Source organism: Mesorhizobium sp. WSM4976, assembly GCF_029625685.1.
Taxonomy (GTDB): domain Bacteria; phylum Pseudomonadota; class Alphaproteobacteria; order Rhizobiales; family Rhizobiaceae; genus Mesorhizobium.
Genome location: NZ_JARTVT010000017.1, coordinates 1 through 18,323 on the forward strand (window position 1 = coordinate 1; position 18,323 = coordinate 18,323).

At 62.6% G+C, this 18,323-nt stretch carries 21 protein-coding genes; 3 read left to right on the plus strand and 18 right to left on the minus strand.

Annotated elements, in window-relative coordinates; genetic code table 11:
• The 5 genes from P9272_RS20560 to eno all read right to left on the minus strand — a co-directional run.
• A partial coding sequence (locus tag P9272_RS20560) for a biotin/lipoyl-containing protein (RefSeq protein ID WP_278161965.1) occupies window positions 1-669 on the minus strand: 669 nt, incomplete at its 3' end.
• An 18-nt stretch (window positions 670-687) separates the two neighbouring features.
• Window positions 688-2,073, minus strand: coding sequence for a pyruvate dehydrogenase complex E1 component subunit beta (locus P9272_RS20565; protein ID WP_278161966.1), 1,386 nt, complete (start codon window positions 2,071-2,073; stop codon window positions 688-690).
• A gap of 15 nt (window positions 2,074-2,088) precedes the next feature.
• On the minus strand, window positions 2,089-3,144 hold the full coding sequence (gene pdhA / locus P9272_RS20570; protein ID WP_278161967.1) for a pyruvate dehydrogenase (acetyl-transferring) E1 component subunit alpha: 1,056 nt from the start codon (window positions 3,142-3,144) through the stop codon (window positions 2,089-2,091).
• 176 nt (window positions 3,145-3,320) lie between these two features.
• The gene (locus P9272_RS20575; protein ID WP_278161968.1) at window positions 3,321-3,644 is read right to left on the minus strand and encodes a septum formation initiator family protein; all 324 of its coding nucleotides are present in this window, start codon (window positions 3,642-3,644) and stop codon (window positions 3,321-3,323) included.
• Between the two features lie 155 nt (window positions 3,645-3,799).
• Window positions 3,800-5,074 (minus strand): phosphopyruvate hydratase, encoded by a 1,275-nt coding sequence (eno, locus tag P9272_RS20580; RefSeq protein WP_278161969.1) that lies wholly within the window; start codon window positions 5,072-5,074, stop codon window positions 3,800-3,802.
• Window positions 5,075-5,274: 200 nt separating this feature from the next.
• Here eno and P9272_RS20585 point away from each other — a divergent pair, with 200 nt between their 5' ends.
• On the plus strand, window positions 5,275-5,397 hold the full coding sequence (locus P9272_RS20585) for a hypothetical protein (protein WP_278161970.1): 123 nt from the start codon (window positions 5,275-5,277) through the stop codon (window positions 5,395-5,397).
• Between the two features lie 67 nt (window positions 5,398-5,464).
• Here the strand turns inward: P9272_RS20585 and P9272_RS20590 are convergent, their stop codons facing one another.
• From P9272_RS20590 to P9272_RS20620, 7 genes are all read right to left on the minus strand, one after another.
• Window positions 5,465-5,830 (minus strand): PRC-barrel domain-containing protein, encoded by a 366-nt coding sequence (locus P9272_RS20590; RefSeq protein ID WP_128260648.1) that lies wholly within the window; start codon window positions 5,828-5,830, stop codon window positions 5,465-5,467.
• A 139-nt stretch (window positions 5,831-5,969) separates the two neighbouring features.
• Window positions 5,970-6,815 (minus strand): 3-deoxy-8-phosphooctulonate synthase, encoded by an 846-nt coding sequence (kdsA, locus tag P9272_RS20595; RefSeq protein ID WP_278161971.1) that lies wholly within the window; start codon window positions 6,813-6,815, stop codon window positions 5,970-5,972.
• Window positions 6,812-7,687 (minus strand): VOC family protein, encoded by an 876-nt coding sequence (locus P9272_RS20600; protein WP_128260650.1) that lies wholly within the window; start codon window positions 7,685-7,687, stop codon window positions 6,812-6,814. Before P9272_RS20600 ends, kdsA begins: the two co-directional genes overlap by 4 nt.
• 70 nt (window positions 7,688-7,757) lie before the next feature.
• The gene (locus P9272_RS20605) at window positions 7,758-8,048 is read right to left on the minus strand and encodes a Dabb family protein (protein WP_128260651.1); all 291 of its coding nucleotides are present in this window, start codon (window positions 8,046-8,048) and stop codon (window positions 7,758-7,760) included.
• A 102-nt stretch (window positions 8,049-8,150) separates the two neighbouring features.
• The gene (locus P9272_RS20610) at window positions 8,151-8,279 is read right to left on the minus strand and encodes a hypothetical protein (protein WP_278161972.1); all 129 of its coding nucleotides are present in this window, start codon (window positions 8,277-8,279) and stop codon (window positions 8,151-8,153) included.
• Window positions 8,280-8,444: 165 nt separating this feature from the next.
• Window positions 8,445-10,433, minus strand: a complete 1,989-nt coding sequence (locus tag P9272_RS20615) for a bifunctional 2',3'-cyclic-nucleotide 2'-phosphodiesterase/3'-nucleotidase (RefSeq protein WP_278161973.1) — start codon at window positions 10,431-10,433, stop codon at window positions 8,445-8,447.
• 143 nt (window positions 10,434-10,576) lie between these two features.
• Window positions 10,577-11,842, minus strand: coding sequence for an NAD(P)/FAD-dependent oxidoreductase (locus P9272_RS20620; protein WP_278161974.1), 1,266 nt, complete (start codon window positions 11,840-11,842; stop codon window positions 10,577-10,579).
• Window positions 11,843-12,014: 172 nt separating this feature from the next.
• Between P9272_RS20620 and P9272_RS20625 the strand changes: the two genes are divergently transcribed.
• A complete protein-coding gene (locus tag P9272_RS20625; protein WP_278161975.1) occupies window positions 12,015-12,674 on the plus strand; it encodes a 5-formyltetrahydrofolate cyclo-ligase in 660 nt (219 codons plus the stop codon).
• On the opposite strand, the gene P9272_RS20630 is transcribed toward P9272_RS20625, so the two are convergent.
• Both P9272_RS20630 and P9272_RS20635 read right to left on the minus strand, forming a co-directional pair.
• A complete protein-coding gene (locus tag P9272_RS20630) occupies window positions 12,671-13,021 on the minus strand; it encodes a hypothetical protein (RefSeq protein ID WP_128260655.1) in 351 nt (116 codons plus the stop codon). The genes P9272_RS20625 and P9272_RS20630 overlap by 4 nt on opposite strands.
• 40 nt (window positions 13,022-13,061) lie before the next feature.
• Window positions 13,062-13,535, minus strand: a complete 474-nt coding sequence (locus P9272_RS20635; RefSeq protein ID WP_040994689.1) for an Lrp/AsnC family transcriptional regulator — start codon at window positions 13,533-13,535, stop codon at window positions 13,062-13,064.
• A gap of 214 nt (window positions 13,536-13,749) precedes the next feature.
• Here P9272_RS20635 and ald point away from each other — a divergent pair, with 214 nt between their 5' ends.
• The gene (gene ald, locus P9272_RS20640) at window positions 13,750-14,865 is read left to right on the plus strand and encodes an alanine dehydrogenase (RefSeq protein ID WP_278161976.1); all 1,116 of its coding nucleotides are present in this window, start codon (window positions 13,750-13,752) and stop codon (window positions 14,863-14,865) included.
• Between the two features lie 460 nt (window positions 14,866-15,325).
• Here ald and P9272_RS20645 read toward each other — a convergent pair whose 3' ends face one another.
• The 4 genes from P9272_RS20645 to sseA form a co-directional block, all read right to left on the minus strand.
• Window positions 15,326-15,793, minus strand: a complete 468-nt coding sequence (locus P9272_RS20645) for a DUF1203 domain-containing protein (RefSeq protein WP_278161977.1) — start codon at window positions 15,791-15,793, stop codon at window positions 15,326-15,328.
• Between the two features lie 650 nt (window positions 15,794-16,443).
• Window positions 16,444-16,653, minus strand: a complete 210-nt coding sequence (locus tag P9272_RS20650) for a hypothetical protein (protein ID WP_278161978.1) — start codon at window positions 16,651-16,653, stop codon at window positions 16,444-16,446.
• Window positions 16,654-16,898: 245 nt separating this feature from the next.
• On the minus strand, window positions 16,899-17,462 hold the full coding sequence (locus P9272_RS20655) for a GNAT family N-acetyltransferase (protein ID WP_128260684.1): 564 nt from the start codon (window positions 17,460-17,462) through the stop codon (window positions 16,899-16,901).
• The gene (gene sseA / locus P9272_RS20660) at window positions 17,462-18,313 is read right to left on the minus strand and encodes a 3-mercaptopyruvate sulfurtransferase (RefSeq protein WP_278161979.1); all 852 of its coding nucleotides are present in this window, start codon (window positions 18,311-18,313) and stop codon (window positions 17,462-17,464) included. The genes P9272_RS20655 and sseA overlap by 1 nt, the downstream gene beginning before the upstream one ends.
• Window positions 18,314-18,323 lie beyond the last annotated feature (10 nt).

Here is an 18,323-nt window from a genome sequence, read left to right on the forward strand (position 1 = left end):
CTCGTAGGAGCCTTCCGCGAACAGCTTCAGCACCTGATCGTCCGACATCGGCTTGGACGCGGGCGCCGGAACGGACGGAGCGCCGGCCGGCCCTTTCGCGGCAGGCGTCGCCTTGGCGCCGCCGGAAGAGATCGCCGCCTCGACGTCGACCTTCACCACGCGGCCATGCGGACCGGAACCCGTCAGCGCCGTCACGTCGACGCCGGCATCCTTGGCGATGCGGCGGGCCAGCGGCGACGCGAATACACGATCGCCGGCGGCGTGGCCGTTGGCGACGGGAGCAGGCTCGGCCTTCGCCGGCGCGGGCGCCGCGGCTGCTGGCTTGGGTGGCTCCTTGGTGGCTTCGGCCTTCGGAGCATCCGCCTTCGGCGCTTCGGCCTTTGGCACGGCGCTGCCACCGCTCTTGGCTGCGGCGCCGGCATCCTCGCCCTCGCCGGCCAGGATGGCGATCAGTGCGTTGACCTTGACGCCTTCGGTGCCGGCCGGAACCACCAGCTTGGCGACCGTGCCTTCATCGACGGCTTCGACTTCCATCGTCGCCTTGTCGGTTTCGATCTCGGCGATCACGTCGCCGGGCGAAACCTTGTCGCCTTCCTTGACCAGCCATTTCGACAAATTGCCCTCTTCCATCGTCGGAGAGAGCGCCGGCATGGTGATGTTGATTGGCATGATGTCCTCCCGACCGGCTTAGCGATAGGTAACGGCTTTGACGGCATCGACGACCTCGCCGACATTGGGCAGCGCCAGCTTTTCGAGGTTCGCCGCATAGGGCATCGGCACGTCCTTGCCAGCGATGGTGATCACCGGCGCATCGAGGAAGTCGAAGGCGCGCTGCGAGACTTGGTTGGCGATGTGGTCGCCAACCGAGTTCTGCGGAAAACCTTCTTCCACCACAACGAGGCGGTTGGTCTTCTTCACCGAGGCGATGATCGTGTCGAAGTCGAGCGGCCGGATGGTCCGGAGATCGATGATCTCGGCATCGATGCCCATGCCACGCAGCTCGGCTTCCGCCTTGACGGCATAGGTCATGCCGATGCCGAAGGAGACTAGCGTGACGTCCTTGCCCTGCTTGTGGATACGCGCCTTGCCGATCGGCAGCACGAAATCGTCGAGCTTCGGCACCTCGAAGGAATGGCCGTAGAGGATCTCGTTCTCGAGGAAGATGACCGGGTTCGGATCCCGGATCGCAGCCTTGAGCAGGCCCTTGGCGTCGGCAGCCGTGTAGGGCATCACCACCTTCAGGCCGGGGATATGGCTGTACCAGGCGGCGTAGCACTGCGAGTGCTGTGCCGCGACGCGGGCTGCGGCGCCGTTCGGGCCGCGGAAGACGATCGGCGCGCCCATCTGGCCGCCGGACATGTAAAGCGTCTTGGCGGCCGAGTTGATGATCTGGTCGATCGCCTGCATGGCGAAGTTGAAGGTCATGAACTCGACGATCGGCTTTAAGCCCGCCATCGCCGCGCCGACGCCGACGCCGGCAAAGCCGTGCTCGGTGATCGGGGTATCGACGACGCGACGCGGCCCGAATTCCTGCAACAGGCCCTGCGTGATCTTGTAGGCGCCCTGGTATTCGGCGACCTCCTCGCCCATGACGAAGACATCGCCATCGCGGCGCATCTCCTCGGCCATGGCGTCGCGGAGCGCCTCGCGCACCGTGGTCGAAACCATCTCGGTGCCGGCGGGAACGTCCGGGTCGGCCGCGACTTCCGTCTTCGGCGCGGCGGCGACAGGGGTCGGAGCATCGCTCTTGGCGGCAGCAGGCGCCGGCGCGGCTTCAGCCTTGGCCGGCGGTTCTTCACCGACACCTTCGCCGGCCTTGTCGACGTCTTCACCGTCGACCGCGAGCACGGCGATCACCGCGTTGACCTTGACGCCCTCAGTGCCGGCCGGAACGACGATCTTGGCGAGCGTGCCTTCGTCGACGGCTTCGACCTCCATCGTCGCCTTGTCGGTCTCGATCTCCGCGATCACGTCACCGGCGACGACCTTGTCGCCTTCGTTCTTCAGCCATTTGGAAAGATTGCCCTCTTCCATCGTCGGCGAGAGCGCGGGCATGAGAATTTCGATCGGCATGTCCTTGCCCTCTCCTTAGAGTACGATGTCGGTCCAGAGCTCGGACGGATCCGGCTCGGCGTCGTTCTGGGCGAATTCGGCGGCGTCGGCGACGATGTCGCGGACTTCCTTGTCGATGGCCTTGAGCTCGTCCTCGCTTGCCCATTTCTTGTCGAGCAGCCGCACCCGAACCTGCTCGATCGGGTCGTGCTCGGAGCGCATCTTCTGCACCTCCTCCTTGGAGCGGTACTTCGCCGGGTCGGACATCGAATGGCCGCGGTAGCGGTAGGTCTGCATTTCCAGGATCAGCGGCCCGTTGCCGGCGCGGCACCATTCGGTGGCGATGTCGGCGGCCGACTTCACGGCGCGGACGTCCATGCCGTCGACCTGGATGCCGGGGATCTTGAAGGAGGCGCCGCGATGCGAGAAGTCGGTCTCGGCCGACGAGCGCGACACGGACGTGCCCATGGCGTAGCGGTTGTTCTCGATGATGTAGATCACCGGCAGTTTCCACAGCGAGGCCATGTTGAAGCTTTCATAGACCTGGCCCTGGTTGGCGGCGCCGTCGCCGAAATAGGTCAGCGAGACGTTCTTGTTGTCGCGGTAGCGATTGGCGAAGGCGAGACCGGTCCCGAGCGACACCTGGGCGCCGACAATGCCGTGGCCGCCATAGAAATGCTTCTCCTTGGAGAACATGTGCATGGAGCCGCCCTTGCCCTTGGACAGGCCGCCGCGGCGGCCGGTGAGCTCGGCCATGACGCCGCGCGGCGACAGGTCCATCGCCAGCATGTGGCCGTGGTCGCGATAGGCGGTGATCATCTGGTCGCCTTCGACCAGCGCCATCTTCATGCCGGTGACGACGGCCTCCTGGCCGATATAGAGATGGCAGAAGCCGCCGATGAAACCCATGCCGTAAAGCTGGCCGGCCTTCTCCTCGAAGCGGCGGATCAAGAGCATATGCCGGTAGGCCGAGAGCTCTTCTTCCTTGGTGAAATCAGCGGGTTTGGGCGCTGACAGATTGGGCTGCTTGTCGGATCTGGATTTGTTGTCGGATCTGGATTTGGCGGGCGCTTTTTTGGCGGCGGTGGCCATGCATCACTCCCTGTTGGCGTCTCTTTGCGGACATTCAGGGAGAGCGAAAGGTCTCTCCACCGATTTGCGCGAGGCTAACATGCAAGGATGCATTGCGCCATGCCGAAAAATGCATGGCTGGCATGCATCTAAGCAATTAGAATCATTACGAATAAGCTCGATTAACCGAAATTCGGTTATTTCGTCTGAGCGGGCAGCATGATGGTGATTTCGTCGGGCTGGGACAGATTGAGCGCCTTTCGTGCCTGCTCGTCAAGCATATCCTTCTCCAGCGAGCCTTCATGCATCAGCTGGACACGGCGCTCGAAGTCGATCCGGCGCGCCTTGACAGCATCGAGCTGCGCCTGCAACTCGGCCTTGCGAGCTTCAAAGCGGTATTTGGAATAGATGCCGAATTCGCCGTGATAGGCATGGAAGCCGAAATAGGCCAGGAACAGCACGCAGAGCGAAGGAATGATCAGCCTGCCGGTGTTTCTCTGCTTGTGCTGACGTGTCCACATGACCCGAACCCCTCGCGGCCGCGAACGCAAGCGGCCATGAGTCGTATTTCGCCCGATTGTACTTAATGGACGGTTACGGGCGACCTCTCTCGGGGACCGGAAACGAAAAAGGGCGGGATGCCCCGCCCTTTCCAAACTGTTTCAAACAGGCTGGATCAGCCCTTGACCACCGACTTGCCAGCGTAACGCGCCTGCTTGCCGAGCTCTTCCTCGATGCGGATGAGCTGGTTGTACTTGGCCATGCGGTCCGAACGTGACAACGAGCCGGTCTTGATCTGTCCGCAATTGGTGGCGACCGCGAGGTCGGCGATGGTCGAATCCTCGGTCTCGCCTGAGCGATGCGACATGACGGCGGTGTAGCCGGCCTTATGCGCGGTCTCGACCGCGTCGAGAGCCTCGGTCAGCGAGCCGATCTGGTTGACCTTGACCAGGATCGAATTGGCGACGCCCATACGGATGCCGTCGCGCAGCCGCGCCGTGTTGGTGACGAAGAGGTCGTCGCCGACGAGCTGGGTCTTCTTGCCGATCAGGTCGGTCAGATATTTCCAGCCTTCCCAGTCGTCCTCGGCAAGGCCGTCCTCGATGGTGATGATCGGATAGTCGGCAGCCAACTTGGCCAGGTACTTGGCCTGGGCCTTCGGATCGCGGGTCTTCTTCTCACCTTCATAGACGTAGTTGCCGTCCTTGAAGAACTCGGTCGCCGCGCAGTCGAGGCCGAGCGCGACATCCTCGCCCGGCTTGAAGCCGGCCTTCTCGATCGATTCCATGATGAAATCAAGAGCCGACGGCGCGCTCTTCAGGTTGGGAGCGAAGCCGCCCTCGTCGCCGACATTCGTGTTGTGGCCGGCATCCTTCAGCTTCTTGCGCAGCGTGTGGAAAATCTCGGAGCCCCAGCGCACGCCGTCGCGCAGCGTCGGCGCGCCGACCGGCAGTATCATGAACTCCTGGAAATCGATCGGGTTGTCGGCATGGGCGCCGCCATTGATGATGTTCATCATCGGCACCGGCAGGATATGCGCCTTGGCGCCGCCGACATAGCGGTAGAGCGGCAGCCCCGCGGCTTCGGCCGCGGCCTTGGCGACCGCCAGCGATACACCGAGGATGGCGTTGGCGCCTAGGCGGCTCTTGTTCGGCGTGCCATCGAGCTCGATCATCGTCTGGTCGATATGGATCTGGTTTTCGGCTTCCATGCCGCCGATCGCCTCGAACAGCTCGCCGTTCACCGCTTCGACGGCGCGCTGCACGCCCTTGCCGAGATAGCGTGGCCCGCCATCACGCAGTTCAACCGCCTCATGCGCGCCGGTGGATGCCCCGGATGGCACCGCGGCGCGGCCCATCGAGCCGTCCTCCAGCACCACGTCCACCTCGACGGTCGGATTGCCACGGCTGTCCAGGATTTCACGCCCGACAATGTCGATGATGGCGGTCATTTGCGATGTCCCCGATTGATCGATTGAAGCGTCGCGCTCCTCTTAGCCAAAGCGGCGCAAAAGGCAATCGGCGGCGCCGCAATTATTGCCGCGGGCCGGATTCACGAAGCGCAAATTTTTGTCATCATAAGTCATGCGCATCGCGTGGCCTTCTGATCTATGGTCGCGTTCGCGCGGGGCGAAACAGGAGGAGTTTCGCCATGTCCCAGTTGAGCGGTATCGTGAGTTTGTTCCTGATCGCGGCAGCATTCCTGACGTCATGCGACGATCAGAAGCCGCAGCAGAGTTCGATGGAATTGTCCACGCTCCAAGCGGCGCAGTAGTTCAAAAAGCCAACCGCCTCCGGGTTTTGCCCGGGAGCGGTTGGCTTTCAGTGCACCTATCAAGCGGTCAATGCCAATAGGGCTTCACGTGATAATACTGGAATGACGCATCGCGTGCGGCTTCGCCGTCCGCGCCGGTCAGTTCCTCGATCGAATAGGCGGGCGCGGCTTGGAGTTGCTCCTTGGTGAACGGCACGACATAGCCGCCTTTGTTCTCGTCATAGTCGAGCGTCGCCCATGGAACGGCGTGATACTTCTCGCCCATGCCGAGAAAGCCGCCGAAACCGATCACTGCGAACATGATGCCGTTCGACATCTTGTCGAGCATGACGTCTTCAATACTGCCGATGCTGTCGCCTGCGGTGTTGTAAACCGATGTGCCGATAACGCGCGAGGCGGCGATGGCTTCGGTATGCCCGGACGGGGTGGTCATGATGGTGCTCCTCTCGTTTGAAATGTCTGCATTGACAATGAGAGGAGCGCGCTAAGGTTCCCGACGACCTTGCTCTGCTGTCGGTGAGGATAAAGCGACCATTATGTTACGCCGTATGCGGCAATCTTGCCGTCCGAGACTAGTGCCCCTTGGCGATGCGATCGAAGGCCATCAGCTTTTCCAGCAGCGCCGGCATGTCCTTCAACGGGACCATGTTCGGACCATCGGAGGATGTCGAGTTGTCGGGGTCCTGATGGGTCTCGATGAAGACACCGGCCACACCGACGGCAACGGCCGCACGCGCCAGCGTTGCGACGAAGCGCCGCTCGCCGCCGGAGGAGCCGCCCTGCCCGCCCGGCTGCTGCACGGAATGGGTCGCGTCGAAGATCACCGGAGCGCCGATCTCGGCCATGATCGGCAAGGCGCGCATGTCCGAGACCAGCGTGTTGTAGCCGAACGAGACGCCGCGCTCGGTGGCAAGCACGTTCGCATTGCCGGAGCCGGTGATCTTAGCGACGACATTCTTCATGTCCCAGGGCGCGAGGAACTGGCCCTTCTTCACATTGATGACCTTGCCGGTCCTGGCCGCGGCGACCAGCATGTCGGTCTGCCGCGACAGAAAGGCCGGGATCTGCAGGACATCGACATGGGGCGCGACAACAGTGCATTGTTCCTCGGTGTGCACGTCGGTCAGCACCGGGAGTTCAAATTCCTTGCGCAGATCGTCGAAGATCGGCATCGCGGCGTCGAGGCCCGCACCGCGCGTCGCCGAAAGCGAGGTGCGGTTGGCTTTGTCGTAGCTGGTCTTGTAGACGAGGCCGATACCCAGCCGGTCCGTCAGTTCCTTCAGCGCGCCGGCCATGTCGAAAGCATGCTGGCGCGATTCAAGCTGGCATGGGCCGGCGATCAGCGACAGCGGCGCATTGTTGGCGAAGACGACCTTGCCGACCGTTACCGATGAATTGGGCGCCAGGGGAATGCTCATGGGGTCTCCCGGAAGATGAAGGCGGCGCCCTGCCCGGGCGCCGGCGGAACGACGATATCATTGCCGCTCATGTTGTGTCGGACTGCGTTGTCTGCAAACAGGTGCCTGGCGGCAGCCTTGTCGCGGATCGAGAAGACAATGGCCGTGAAGCGCAGGTTCGGCGATGGCGCGACTGTCAGGCCAAAGCGCGAGCCATAGCGTTCGGACGAAAGAACGCTGAGGACTGCATTCGGCAGCCGCACGGCATCGCCATCGCCGGCGTCAGCTTCGGCGGCGGTCGCGATCAATCCGATCTGCGCCACGGGCCTGTCGCTGACGGCGATGATTTCGAGAATACCCGTCACGCCATTGGCGTGCGCCTGCAGCGCCGTGCGATCAATCTTGGGCGCGTTGATGCGCTGGCAGGCGAAGAGGAAGGCCTCGTCGGCCTCCTTGTCGGATACGAATGCCAGCTTGAAGGAAGCCATGTCGCTTTTGCCGTTTGCGTCGGTAAAGGCGCGCGAGAAGCTCAGCATCTCGCCGGCCGAAAGACCGGCCTCGACATAGCGCGCATGATCGGCATCGGCATCGGCCGTTCCGAAGACGACCGCGGAAAAACCTTCATCGCCAAGGGCTTGGCGGTAGAGGCGGTCCCGCGCGACGAAGACATTGCCTTCGCTTATGGCGAGGTCCGCCGTCTGTTCATTTCCGACCGCCAGCGGCTCCAGATAGGTGCCGTCGACGAAAAAGACGCAGGCATTCTCCGTGCCGAACGGGTGGATGCCCGTGGGCGCGACGACAAAGCCGAGCGACGTCAGGCGCGCCCGGACGGCATCGAGGCTCCCTGTCGGCAGCACGAGGTGGTCGAGCGGATGAGCTGATTTTTTGATCATACCGGCGCGGTTTGCCCTATTCCGACCCCCGGTTCAAGGGCGCCGGGCCGAGAGTGCACGCTTCGCCGGTTCAGGCCGCGGCCACGACATCGGCCGAATAGCGCAGTTCGCGCAGCGGCTTCACCTTGCTGGTCGTATCGGCATAAATCGGATGCGCCTTGTAAGCGGCAAGCGCCGCGTCGTCCTCGAACTCGGCATAGACGACCACGTCGATCGCGTTGGAGAACAGATCGACCTTGGTGTTGAGCGTTACTTCGAAATGCTTCGAATGCGGAATTTTGCTCAGCGCCAGCAGGCCCGAGCGCACAGCCTCGACATCTTCCTTGCGCCGCACGCTGAAGAAAACGATGTGCCGGATCAAGCCAGCCTCCATGGTCGTCGGTTCAGCGGTGTATTTGTGGAAGCGACGCGTGAGCGTCAACCGGAAATGATGTCGCGCCCGCGATATGCAACCGGCAAGGCTTTATCCGGTAACTTGGCGCACGATGCGCGACATTTCCCGCACGGTCACGTCGAGATAGTGACCATGATTGTAGAGGCCATCCCAGATCAGGAAGAAGGCAATGGCTGCGATGACGATTACATAACGCATGGCTAAAACTAGCGCATGTGGACGGCTGGAACCAGTGCGGAGCGGCGGCGGTCCTTCGAGTTCACGGCTTTTTGCGCCGTGCCGCTTGCTACGCGCCGGTCACTAAGCACTCGACAACAGCGCCGTGACCAGCCCACCCAGACGGTCGCGCGAGGTGGCACAGCGTCAAAGCGTGATGCGATATCTGGCGAACCCTGCCTCGCCGCTGCCGGCCGGCTCGATCTTCAAGGACTTGACCTCGGCGATGAAATCCTTGGCCCTCGGTCCCGTCTCGAAGACGACGCTGGCGCCGGGCATCGGCGCGAACGACCAGTTGTCGTCGGCGGATGGATTGATCGTGCCCTCGCTGACGACATAGCGCACGATCACGTCGCGGTTGGTGTCCGGCGCCTCGTAGATGATCCGGGAGGCATTGATGCCGGGGAAATTGCCGCCGCCGCCGGCACGATAGTTGTTGGTGGCGACGACGAATTTCGCTGCCGGATCAATCGGCCTGCCGTCGAATTTCAAATCGACGATACGGGTGGAGCCGGCATTCGCGACGCCGCCCTTGGCATCGTATTTCGGCGGCTGCGACAGGTCGATCCTGTAGGTGACGCCGTCGATGACGTCGAAGTTGTAGGATGGGAAATCGGCGTTGATCAGGGGCTGGTCCGCCTTGCCCGGCTCGATATGGTTGAAGACGCCGGCCGACATCTCCAGCCATTCCTTCACCTCGGCGCCGGTGATTTCGACGGCGCGCACCGTGTTCGGGTAGAGATAGAGATCGGCGACGTTCTTGATGGCGATATTGCCCGCGGGAACGTCGGTATAGTAGTCGGCGCCGTTGCGGCCGCCGGCCTTGAAGGGCGCCGCCGCCGACAGGAGCGGCACGTCCTTCCACTTGGTGCTCTTCAAGATATCCTTGAGATACCAGCTCTGCGCCTGGTTGACGATCTGCACGGACGGATCGTCGGCCACCAGCGCGAAATAGGAATAGAGCGGCGCCGATGTCTTGCCGACGGGGCGGCGGACATAGGCGAGGGTCGCCTGATGGTCCTGCTCGAGCGCTGCGGCGATGCGCTTGTCGTCGCCGACCTTCGCCTTGTTCTTGTTGTCGACGCGCTCATAGATCGGCCGCGCCTCGGAGGTGGCCGAGACGACTTGCCATTTCGAGCCGTCGCGCTCCAGAAGCAGATCGATCAGACCCATATGCGACCCCCAGAAGCCGCCCATGACCGCCGGCTTGCCCTGCAGCGTGCCGTTCTCAGCGTCGACGCCTTGAAGCGCCTGGAAATCCTTCTTGCCGGGGAAGACCAGATGCTGGTGGCCGGTGAAGACTGCGTCGATGCCCTCGACGCCGGCGACGAAGAAGGAAGCGTTCTCCATCTTGTCGCCCTGCCTGATATCGATGCCTGAATGCGAAAGCGCGATGATAATGTCGGCGCCCTCTTCCCTGATCTGCGGCACCCAGGCCTTTGCCGCCTCGACGATGTCGCGCGTCTGGACGTTGCCTTCGAGGTTCTTGAGATCCCAGACCATGATCTGCGGCGGGACGAAGCCGATGACGCCGATCCTGATCGGCTGCTCAGCCCCCGACCCGTCCTTGATCTTCCTGTCGAGGATTACATAGGGCTTGAGATAGAGCTTGTCGGCGCGCGGGCTGGTGGCAAGCGTGGTGCCGCGGATCAGGTTCGCGCAAACGAAGGGGAAATTGGCGCCGGCCAGCACCTTGTCGAGGAAGGAAAGGCCGTAGTTGAATTCATGGTTGCCGAGCGTCGAGCATTCATAGCCGAGCAGGTTCATGCCCTTCATGACCGGATGTAGGTCGCCATCCTTCATGCCCCTCTCATAGGCGACATAGTCGCCCATCGGACTCCCCTGCAGGAGATCGCCATTGTCGATCAGCATCGAGTTGACGGCTTCCTTGCGCACCGCGTCGATCAGCGAGGCCGTTCGCGACAGGCCCATCGTGTCGTTCGCTTTGTCGGCGTAGTAATCGTAAGGCAGCAGGTTCACATGGATGTCGGTGGTCTCCATGATCCGGAGATGCGCCTGGTTGGCCGCGGCGTGGGCGGAGAACGGATGCAGCATGATCAGCGCGCCGCCGGCAGCAATGCCGGCCAGGAATTCGCGACGGGAGAATTCGGGACGGAAGACAGGCAGTCGCGACATTTTCGTCTCCTCTTCGACAACGCGACAACCCCTGCCCCCAGCGCATTGAGCATGGCGCTGAAGACCTTCCGAGTCCATGTGCCCTCGAAGCCTTTCGATCACGAGAAGGTGAGGCGTCAATCAAGCAGGCAACGGCGAGGCGATCAGCTTTTGTCGTCATCGCCCTGCGTGATCAGCCGCGCGCTGCGCTGACCGGTCAGGTAGATCCATAGCCAGCTAAGCGAAACCGCGAGACGGTTGCGGAAGTCGATCAGAAAATAGATGTGCGCGATGCCCCACAGCCACCAGGCGAGCCAGCCGGTGAGCTTGATCCAGCCGAAATCGATCGCCGCGGCGCGTTTGCCGATCGTCGCAAGGTCCCCGGCATGCCGGTACTGGAAAGGCCGTGTCGCCGTGTCGCCGGCAAGGCGCGCCTTGATCGTCGCGGCGACATGCTTGCCCTCCTGCTTGGCGGAAGGCGCCACCCCGGGCACGGGCTTTCCATTCGGACGCAGCACATGCGCGGTGTCGCCGATGACGAAAATGTCGGGATTGCCCGGCACGGTAAGGTCGGGTTCGACGATCACCCTGCCCGCCCGGTCGGCCGCGGTCCCCAGCCATTCGGCCGCCGGCGAAGCGGCAACGCCGGCCGCCCAGATGATCGTCCTTGCCGGCAGGCGCTTGTCGCCGAAGACGACGCCTTCGGCATCGAGTTGTGTCACGGGGCGTCCGAGCTCGACGGTGACGCCCAGTCGTTCCAGGGCCTTGCGGGCATAGTCGGAAAGCTGTGGCGCGAAATTGGCCAAGATGCGGTCGCCGGCTTCGATCAGCACGACACGCGCCTGGCGGGTGTCGATGTTGCGGAATTCACCGCGCAATGTGTCATGCGCCAGCTCGACAATGGTGCCGGCGAGCTCGACGCCAGTCGGTCCGCCGCCGACGATGACCAGCGTCAGCAATGCCTGGCGCCTGGCGGGATCGGTTTCGCGCTCAGCCTGCTCGAAAGCGAGCAGGATGCGGCGCCGGATTGCGGTGGCATCCTCGATTGTCTTCAGGCCCGGCGCGAAGGGCTCCCATTCGTCATGGCCGAAATAGGCGTGGCGCGCGCCCGTGGCGAGCACCAGCGTGTCAAAGGGAACCGAGCCGCCGTCTTCGAGCACCACGCGCTTGCCTGCGCGGTCGATGCCGGTGACAGTGCCGAGAAGCGTCGTCACGTCCTTGCGCCTGCGTAAGAGATGGCGGATCGGCCAGGCAACCTCGGAGGTCGCCAGCGACGTCGTCGCCACCTGGTAAAGCAGCGGCTGGAACAGGTGGTGATTGCGCTTGTCGATCATGGTGATGCGCACCGGCGCGCCAGCCAGCGCGCGGGTGAGTTCTAGCCCGCCGAACCCGGCGCCGACGACCACGACATGATACTCGGGTTCGCTCATTTGATCCACCTCGCGGCGTAAAACCACCCCAGACATGTAGGTTTTTTTGTGCGCTGCAGCAACGTCTTGCCGGGCAGCAGACATGCCCCAGAGTCGTCGCGCGGCGTCGTGAATGCATATGTGGCGCGTGCTGCCGCAGGTATAGCGTGAGACACCACGACAGGAACCTATCATGGCTGATAATCGCGACGACGAAGGGCCGGCCCAATACGCATCACCGCCCTGCTTCATGCATGAACTCGATCCGGAATACCGGGAGCCGCTCTCCGACTGGACGGATGTGAGGCGATGGCGCAAGGCCGAACGCGAGCGGCTCATCAGCGCCCGCCTTGCCGTCTCAGCCGATGCGCGGGCGGCGATGTCGGCGCGTATCGCCAATGGCCTCGACGCGCTGATCGGCGACATAGACGGCCGGATGGTCAGCCTCTATTGGCCGTTTCGCGGCGAGCCGGATCTGCGCGGCTGGATGGCTTCGATCAACGAGCGCGGTGGCCGCACTGCGCTGCCTGTCGTCATCGAGAAGGGTCAGCCGCTGGTGTTTCGCGCCTACAGACCCGGCGACCGGCTGGAAAAAGGTGTCTGGAACATCCCGATTCCGGCCGAAGGCGATCCGGTGCTGCCCGACATCGTGATTTCGCCGATCGTCGGCATCGATCCCGGCAACTACCGGCTGGGCTATGGCGGCGGCTTCTACGACCGCACGCTGGCGGCGATGCCGTTCAGGCCGCTGGTGATCGGCGTCGGCTACGAACTGCAGCGCATTCCGACCATCTACCCGCAGCCGCACGACATTCCGATGACGACTGTGGTGACGGAGGCGAATCCCGCCTAAACGGTCCAGGTCCAATCGATCGGGTAGTGGAAAATCGGCGTGAAAGTGACGCCGACCGCTTCCATGTCCCTGCGGCCGTCGACGACCATCTCCTTCAGGGTGTTGAGTTGCGCCGCATGCTCGTCGGTATCCCAGACGCTAACTTGGACCATCTCGCCTTTCGGCGAGACGCCCGAATAAAAGTGGAGGAGTCCCGGCAGCCGCCTGACGGCTGGGATAATGTACTGCGCGGTCTTCTTGCTGGCGGCATCAACCTCGGCAAACCGAGTCGGGTCGAAGTTGGCGCGCGAGATGCGGATAACGGAGCTTGTCGGCAATGACTCGGCGAGCGTAGTTCTTTCTGTCATATCGCAGGTCCTGTCTCCTACTGGTTATGAATCCAGAACCCTAGGCCATCTCCGGCCGCAAGCCGACCGCCGTGCGGTCGACGATCTCGCGCAGCGCGAAGGACGAGTTGATCTTCGTCACATGCGGCATGGCCGACAGCCACTCCTTGTGGATGCGCTCATAGTCGACGAGATCTTTCGCCGCGATGCGCAGGATGTAGTCGTATTCGCCCGACATCAGATGGCAGGAGAGCACGTTCGGGCAGCGCTTGATCGCCGCCTCGAAATCCGACAGCGTCTTCTCGAATTGCCCCGACAGCGATATGTGCACGATCGCCGTCATCTGGTGGCCGAGCGCGGAATTGGACAGCCTGGCGTGATAGCCGCGGATGGTCCCGGATTTTTCGAGATTGTCGAGCCGGCGCGAACAGGCCGATTGGGAAAGCCCGACCTTCTCGGCAAGCGCCGCGTTGGGGATCCGGCCATCCTTCTGCAAAGTCTCCAGAATGGCGATATCAATCCTGTCGAGCGGCATTCTTCGTGGTTCCTGCGAATTTCTAGCCATTTGGCGCAACGATTATCGAAGAGCAGTCCTTGCCGCAAGTGCATTCGCAAACACATACGGAACGATTCGTGGTTGACTGCGATTATTGCGTGTCGCTTCCAAAACGCGCGGCGTTCTGGAGCTGACGGCATGCGCCAATGACAGGGAGAGCGCCCTTTGAACGGGCGCGGACAGGAGAAGAAAGATGCGTGTCGGCTGCCCCAAGGAAATCAAGAACCATGAATATCGCGTCGGCCTGACGCCTGGCTCGGTCCGCGAATATGTCGCGCATGGCCACGAAGTGCTGGTTGAGACGGGCGCGGGCGCTGGCATCGGCGCCGACGACAACGCCTATCGCGGCGCCGGCGCCACCATCGCCAAGACGGCGGCCGACGTGTTCGCCAAGTCGGACATGATCGTCAAGGTCAAGGAGCCGCAGCCCAACGAGTGGGTGCAGCTGCGCGACGGCCAAATCCTCTACACCTATCTGCACCTCGCTCCCGATCCGGAGCAGACCAAGGGCCTTCTCGCTTCGGGCGTCACAGCGATTGCCTATGAGACCGTGACCGACGACCGCGGCGGCCTGCCGCTGCTCGCGCCGATGTCGGAAGTCGCCGGCCGCCTGTCGATCCAGGCCGGCGCAACGGCCCTGCAGAAGGCCAATGGCGGACGCGGCGTGCTGCTGGGCGGCGTGCCCGGCGTGCTGCCCGGCAAGGTCACCGTGCTCGGTGGCGGCGTCGTCGGCCTGCATGCAGCAAAGATGGCGGCCGGCCTCGGCGCTGACGTCACCATTATCGACCGCTCGATCCCGCGTCTGCGCCAGCTCGACGACATCTTTGGCGGCCGCGTTCATACGCGCTACTCGACCGTCGAGGCGCTGGAAGAGGAATGCTTCTCGGCCGACGTCGTCATCGGCGCAGTGCTGATTCCTGGCGCCGCTGCGCCCAAGCTCGTCACCCGCGAAATGCTTTCCGGCATGAAGAAGGGCTCGGTGCTGGTTGATGTTGCGATCGACCAGGGCGGCTGCTTCGAGACCTCGCATGCCACGACGCATGCCGATCCGACCTATGAAGTCGACGGCGTGATCCACTATTGCGTCGCCAACATGCCCGGCGCCGTGCCGGTCACTTCGGCGCACGCGCTCAACAACGCGACGCTGCATTATGGCCTGCAGCTCGCCGACAAGGGTCTCAAGGCGCTGGTCGACGACCACCACCTGCGCAACGGTCTCAACGTCCATAAGGGCAAGATCACCAACCGCGCCGTCGCCGAAGCGCTCGGCTACGAAATGGTCGAGCCCAAGGCGGTTCTTGCCGCCTGACGTCCGGCCGGCCCTTCCTCCTGTCGCGCCCGCCGGCCATTCCGGCGGGCTTTTTCTTGCGCGCAGGTTAGGCAGTTCCACGGGAAATCGGGGCAACAAAAAAGCGGAGCAAAAGCCCCGCTTCCTCGATGTTGCGATCTGCCGCCGGTCCATCCGCGGTCGACTGATCATCAACCATTGCTTTTTAGCGCAGGAGTACGACGGGAATACGACAGTCTTGAAAGACCCGGTTTCCATCTTCCGGGCCATTGTGCACCTTGTGTGAAATGCTTCACATTCGCACCGCGCCAATGACGACTAGACACATGCCGTTACTGGCGGCCCGAGCTGTCTGCCGGGACCAGTTCCGGCCCGGACAGCACTTTGCCGACAGCTTCTGTCAGACCCTCCAACGGCCCGCCCGACCATCGGCGGGCTCCTTTTTTGGGTCATGACGGTTTGGGATCGGGCCGGTTTGGGATCACGCCCGCTCGATGCGGCATTGATAGCAATTGTTCCGGGCCGAGCGGACATGGATGTAGGCGATCTCGTCGCGCTCAAGCAGTGTTGTCGCGCGGGCTGCAATATCGCCTGTCGGCGTGACCGCACCGCTTCCATAGACGATGCGATCGTCCTTGCCATAGCCCCTGACGATATAGTCGCTGCTTTCCAGCATTTCCGGCAGCGCGTCCCCGTCGGCGGCGCGTTCGCATTCCTCGGCGTGCAGGAAGATCGGGCCGGTTTCGGCATAGGGTTGCAATTGCGGGAACGGCCTGTAGGCCACGATCAGGTAGCCGTCACCGGCTGCGACGTTCTTCATGCAGTGCCTGCATGGAACGCCGTCGCCGTCGGAGATGCGGTGTTCCGCGGTGAGGCCATAGGCATCGGGCCCTCCCCGCTGCAAGGCGCGCACGGCTTCGGTCGGCAAGGCTTTGAACTGGATGCTCATGTCAAATCTCCGATTTCGATGTCCGGAAATTATGGATAGGCGAGAGTGCCTCCCACCCGATTCCTGACGAGGCGGCGCGCATAGAGCCGGCGTCGAATCGGGGCCGCCTTCGCGCGGTCAACGGCAACAAAAAGCCCGCCGGCCGAAGCCAACGGGCATAGTTTTGCTGGAGTAACCTGGGGTGCGCCACAGGCAACGAAGCGCAAGCAGGTAATCGTTCAAAGCGCGAACTGGCTCTATGTTCCCCATAATTCCCGCCCTTCGTCCTCCAGTCGGTGTCATTCTAGGACCATGGTCGAAGCAGCTAACTCATAGGTCCAAGCCGCGAAACTTGTGCTCTCCTGGCAATTAGACACCGGCCGGCGAGCATAGTTCCTTCATCGCCGTTTCAATGGTGCCCCTGAGACCAGCGAACCGGCGGGCACCCATCGGTACAAAGGTGCGTAGTTGCCCATTCCTCAAGAACTGAACGACAAATATCTCACATTTGAGTGTCCCCAATGCGGACATCAAATCGCTCGAAAAGGACTCGGTTTAAGACGATATCGTCTTTCAAATGCCCGTCGTGCAACGCTTCGTTGCGTATTGGATACCCTGAAAAGTGACACCTTTTCGCGGCTCATATACATCTAGTAGGCAGACCCGGAAATCTAGCGCCCGAGCGGTAGCTTTGAAGCAGCGAGCAGCTCATCCTCGTCTCTTAGGCCGGCCAAGTAATTTGCTAAGAGTCGAGATGCCAACATCTCACGGCGCTCCGGCGACTGATGTTCGTTCTTCAGCTTGTCGAATACGCGGCCAAGCAGGGCGACATCTGAAGAGCTGAATATCCCTGCCTCTTTCGCCCTCTTGTAAATAGGCATGACGCCTCTGCACCTCAGTTTCCGCCGATGATCCGAGCTACAGCATGTGCACAGCACACGGGGCCCACCTTGACGTATATCAATGCCGGAAGCTTCAGCGCACCCTTGGCCCAACTAAAAAGCCCGCCGGCCGAAGCCAGCGGGCGCCGTTGAAGGTTGGTCTCGGCCCCATCAGGGTCGAGCAGAAATAGAGCCATATCGCGGGGACGCGGCGCCCCCACAAATGTTAAGTGCGTAAAACCGCTCTAGCCTCGCATGACGCTGGCCGAACGCTCGGCGAAGGTCAGCGGGTGCACGACTTCCTTCTTCTGCGCCACGGGCGTGAAGCCGAGTTTCTGGTAAAGCGGCAGAGCCGCCGGATGGTCGAGCGTGCAGGTCTGAACGGACACGAACTTTGGCCCATATGCCCAGGCCGCCGAGATCGCGGCGCCGAGGAACCAGCGGCCGAGGCCCTGGCCGTGCGCATGTTCCATCATGCCGAAATAGGCGAGCTCCACTTCCTCCGGAAGATGCGGCTTGAGGTCGAAGAAGCCGGCGGGAGCGCCGTCGAGATAGAGCACCCTGACGTCGCGGTCCTCGCGGTGCAGGCCGGCGGCAAGCTCCTCGTCGCTCATCCTCAGCACATTGACCCAGTGCCATTTGCGCCCGACGCGATCTATCAAATAGCGGTAGAAATGGAGCGGGATGTCCTTGGTCTTCAGCAGCGCGATCTGGCGATTATAGGGGATCGGAGGCGAGACCGCTGGTGCGGCGTGCATCTCCAGGAACGTGACCGTGACATCGATAGCTTGCGGCGCACCGTTTTCCATCATTCTTTCCCCGTCACCACCGGTGTGTCGCTGAGACCGCCCCATTCCGTCCACGAACCGTCGTAAAGCCGGTTATCGGTATGGCCGAGCGTCTCTAGCGCCAGCGTGATCGCCGCCGCCGTGATGCCCGAGCCGCAAGACGTGACAACCGGCTTCGACAGGTCGATGCCGGCATCCTCCATCACCTTGCGCAAGCGGTCCTTGGGCAGCAGTTCGCCATTCTCGGCAAGCGCCGTGATCGGCACATTGTGCGCGCCCGGCATATGGCCCGATCGGACGCCCGGGCGCGGCTCCGCATCGGTTCCGGCGAAACGGCCAGCCGAGCGCGCGTCGGCGATCTGGCTCTCTTGGTTGCCAACGATCCTGCGCATCTCGTCGAGGCCGACGACCCGACCTTTGTCGAAATCGGCATGGAAGACGCTCGGCGCGATCTTGGTCGGTTCGGAAGTCACTGGGCGCCCCTCGGCCTTCCAGCGGTCGAAGCCGCCGTTCAGGATGTAGACCTGGAAAACGCCCATGACCCGGAACATCCACCAGGCGCGCGGCGCCGAGAAGAGGCCAGGCCCGTCATAGACGATAATTGTGTCGTCAGCCGTAACCCCCATCGCGCCGACATACTGGGCAAAGTGCTGCGGCGAGGCCAAGGTGTGCGGCAATTTTGAATCCGGATCTGAAACCGCATCCTGGTCGAGGAAGCGCGCACCGGGAATGTGCGCGGCATCGTATTCGGCGCGGGCGTCTCGCTTTTGCGCAGGCAGATACCAGGAAGCGTCGATGATGGTGAGGCCGGGCTCGCCAAGCTGCTTCTCCAGCCAGTCGGCGTCGACGATGAAGGGGCTGTCCTGCGCCATTTTGTTCTCC

Excerpts from the sequence above, each read along its gene's own strand:
- P9272_RS20565 (WP_278161966.1), bottom strand. The coding sequence starts at position 2,073 with ATGCCGATCGAAATTCTCATGCCCGCGCTCTCGCCGACGATGGAAGAG.
- pdhA (WP_278161967.1), bottom strand. The coding sequence starts at position 3,144 with ATGGCCACCGCCGCCAAAAAAGCGCCCGCCAAATCCAGATCCGACAAC.
- P9272_RS20575 (WP_278161968.1), bottom strand. The coding sequence starts at position 3,644 with ATGTGGACACGTCAGCACAAGCAGAGAAACACCGGCAGGCTGATCATT.
- eno (WP_278161969.1), bottom strand. The coding sequence starts at position 5,074 with ATGACCGCCATCATCGACATTGTCGGGCGTGAAATCCTGGACAGCCGT.
- P9272_RS20585 (WP_278161970.1), top strand. The coding sequence starts at position 5,275 with ATGTCCCAGTTGAGCGGTATCGTGAGTTTGTTCCTGATCGCGGCAGCA.
- P9272_RS20590 (WP_128260648.1), bottom strand. The coding sequence starts at position 5,830 with ATGACCACCCCGTCCGGGCATACCGAAGCCATCGCCGCCTCGCGCGTT.
- kdsA (WP_278161971.1), bottom strand. The coding sequence starts at position 6,815 with ATGAGCATTCCCCTGGCGCCCAATTCATCGGTAACGGTCGGCAAGGTC.
- P9272_RS20600 (WP_128260650.1), bottom strand. The coding sequence starts at position 7,687 with ATGATCAAAAAATCAGCTCATCCGCTCGACCACCTCGTGCTGCCGACA.
- P9272_RS20610 (WP_278161972.1), bottom strand. The coding sequence starts at position 8,279 with ATGCGTTATGTAATCGTCATCGCAGCCATTGCCTTCTTCCTGATCTGG.
- P9272_RS20615 (WP_278161973.1), bottom strand. The coding sequence starts at position 10,433 with ATGTCGCGACTGCCTGTCTTCCGTCCCGAATTCTCCCGTCGCGAATTC.
- P9272_RS20620 (WP_278161974.1), bottom strand. The coding sequence starts at position 11,842 with ATGAGCGAACCCGAGTATCATGTCGTGGTCGTCGGCGCCGGGTTCGGC.
- P9272_RS20625 (WP_278161975.1), top strand. The coding sequence starts at position 12,015 with ATGGCTGATAATCGCGACGACGAAGGGCCGGCCCAATACGCATCACCG.
- P9272_RS20630 (WP_128260655.1), bottom strand. The coding sequence starts at position 13,021 with ATGACAGAAAGAACTACGCTCGCCGAGTCATTGCCGACAAGCTCCGTT.
- P9272_RS20635 (WP_040994689.1), bottom strand. The coding sequence starts at position 13,535 with ATGCCGCTCGACAGGATTGATATCGCCATTCTGGAGACTTTGCAGAAG.
- ald (WP_278161976.1), top strand. The coding sequence starts at position 13,750 with ATGCGTGTCGGCTGCCCCAAGGAAATCAAGAACCATGAATATCGCGTC.
- P9272_RS20645 (WP_278161977.1), bottom strand. The coding sequence starts at position 15,793 with ATGAGCATCCAGTTCAAAGCCTTGCCGACCGAAGCCGTGCGCGCCTTG.
- P9272_RS20650 (WP_278161978.1), bottom strand. The coding sequence starts at position 16,653 with ATGCCTATTTACAAGAGGGCGAAAGAGGCAGGGATATTCAGCTCTTCA.
- P9272_RS20655 (WP_128260684.1), bottom strand. The coding sequence starts at position 17,462 with ATGGAAAACGGTGCGCCGCAAGCTATCGATGTCACGGTCACGTTCCTG.
- sseA (WP_278161979.1), bottom strand. The coding sequence starts at position 18,313 with ATGGCGCAGGACAGCCCCTTCATCGTCGACGCCGACTGGCTGGAGAAG.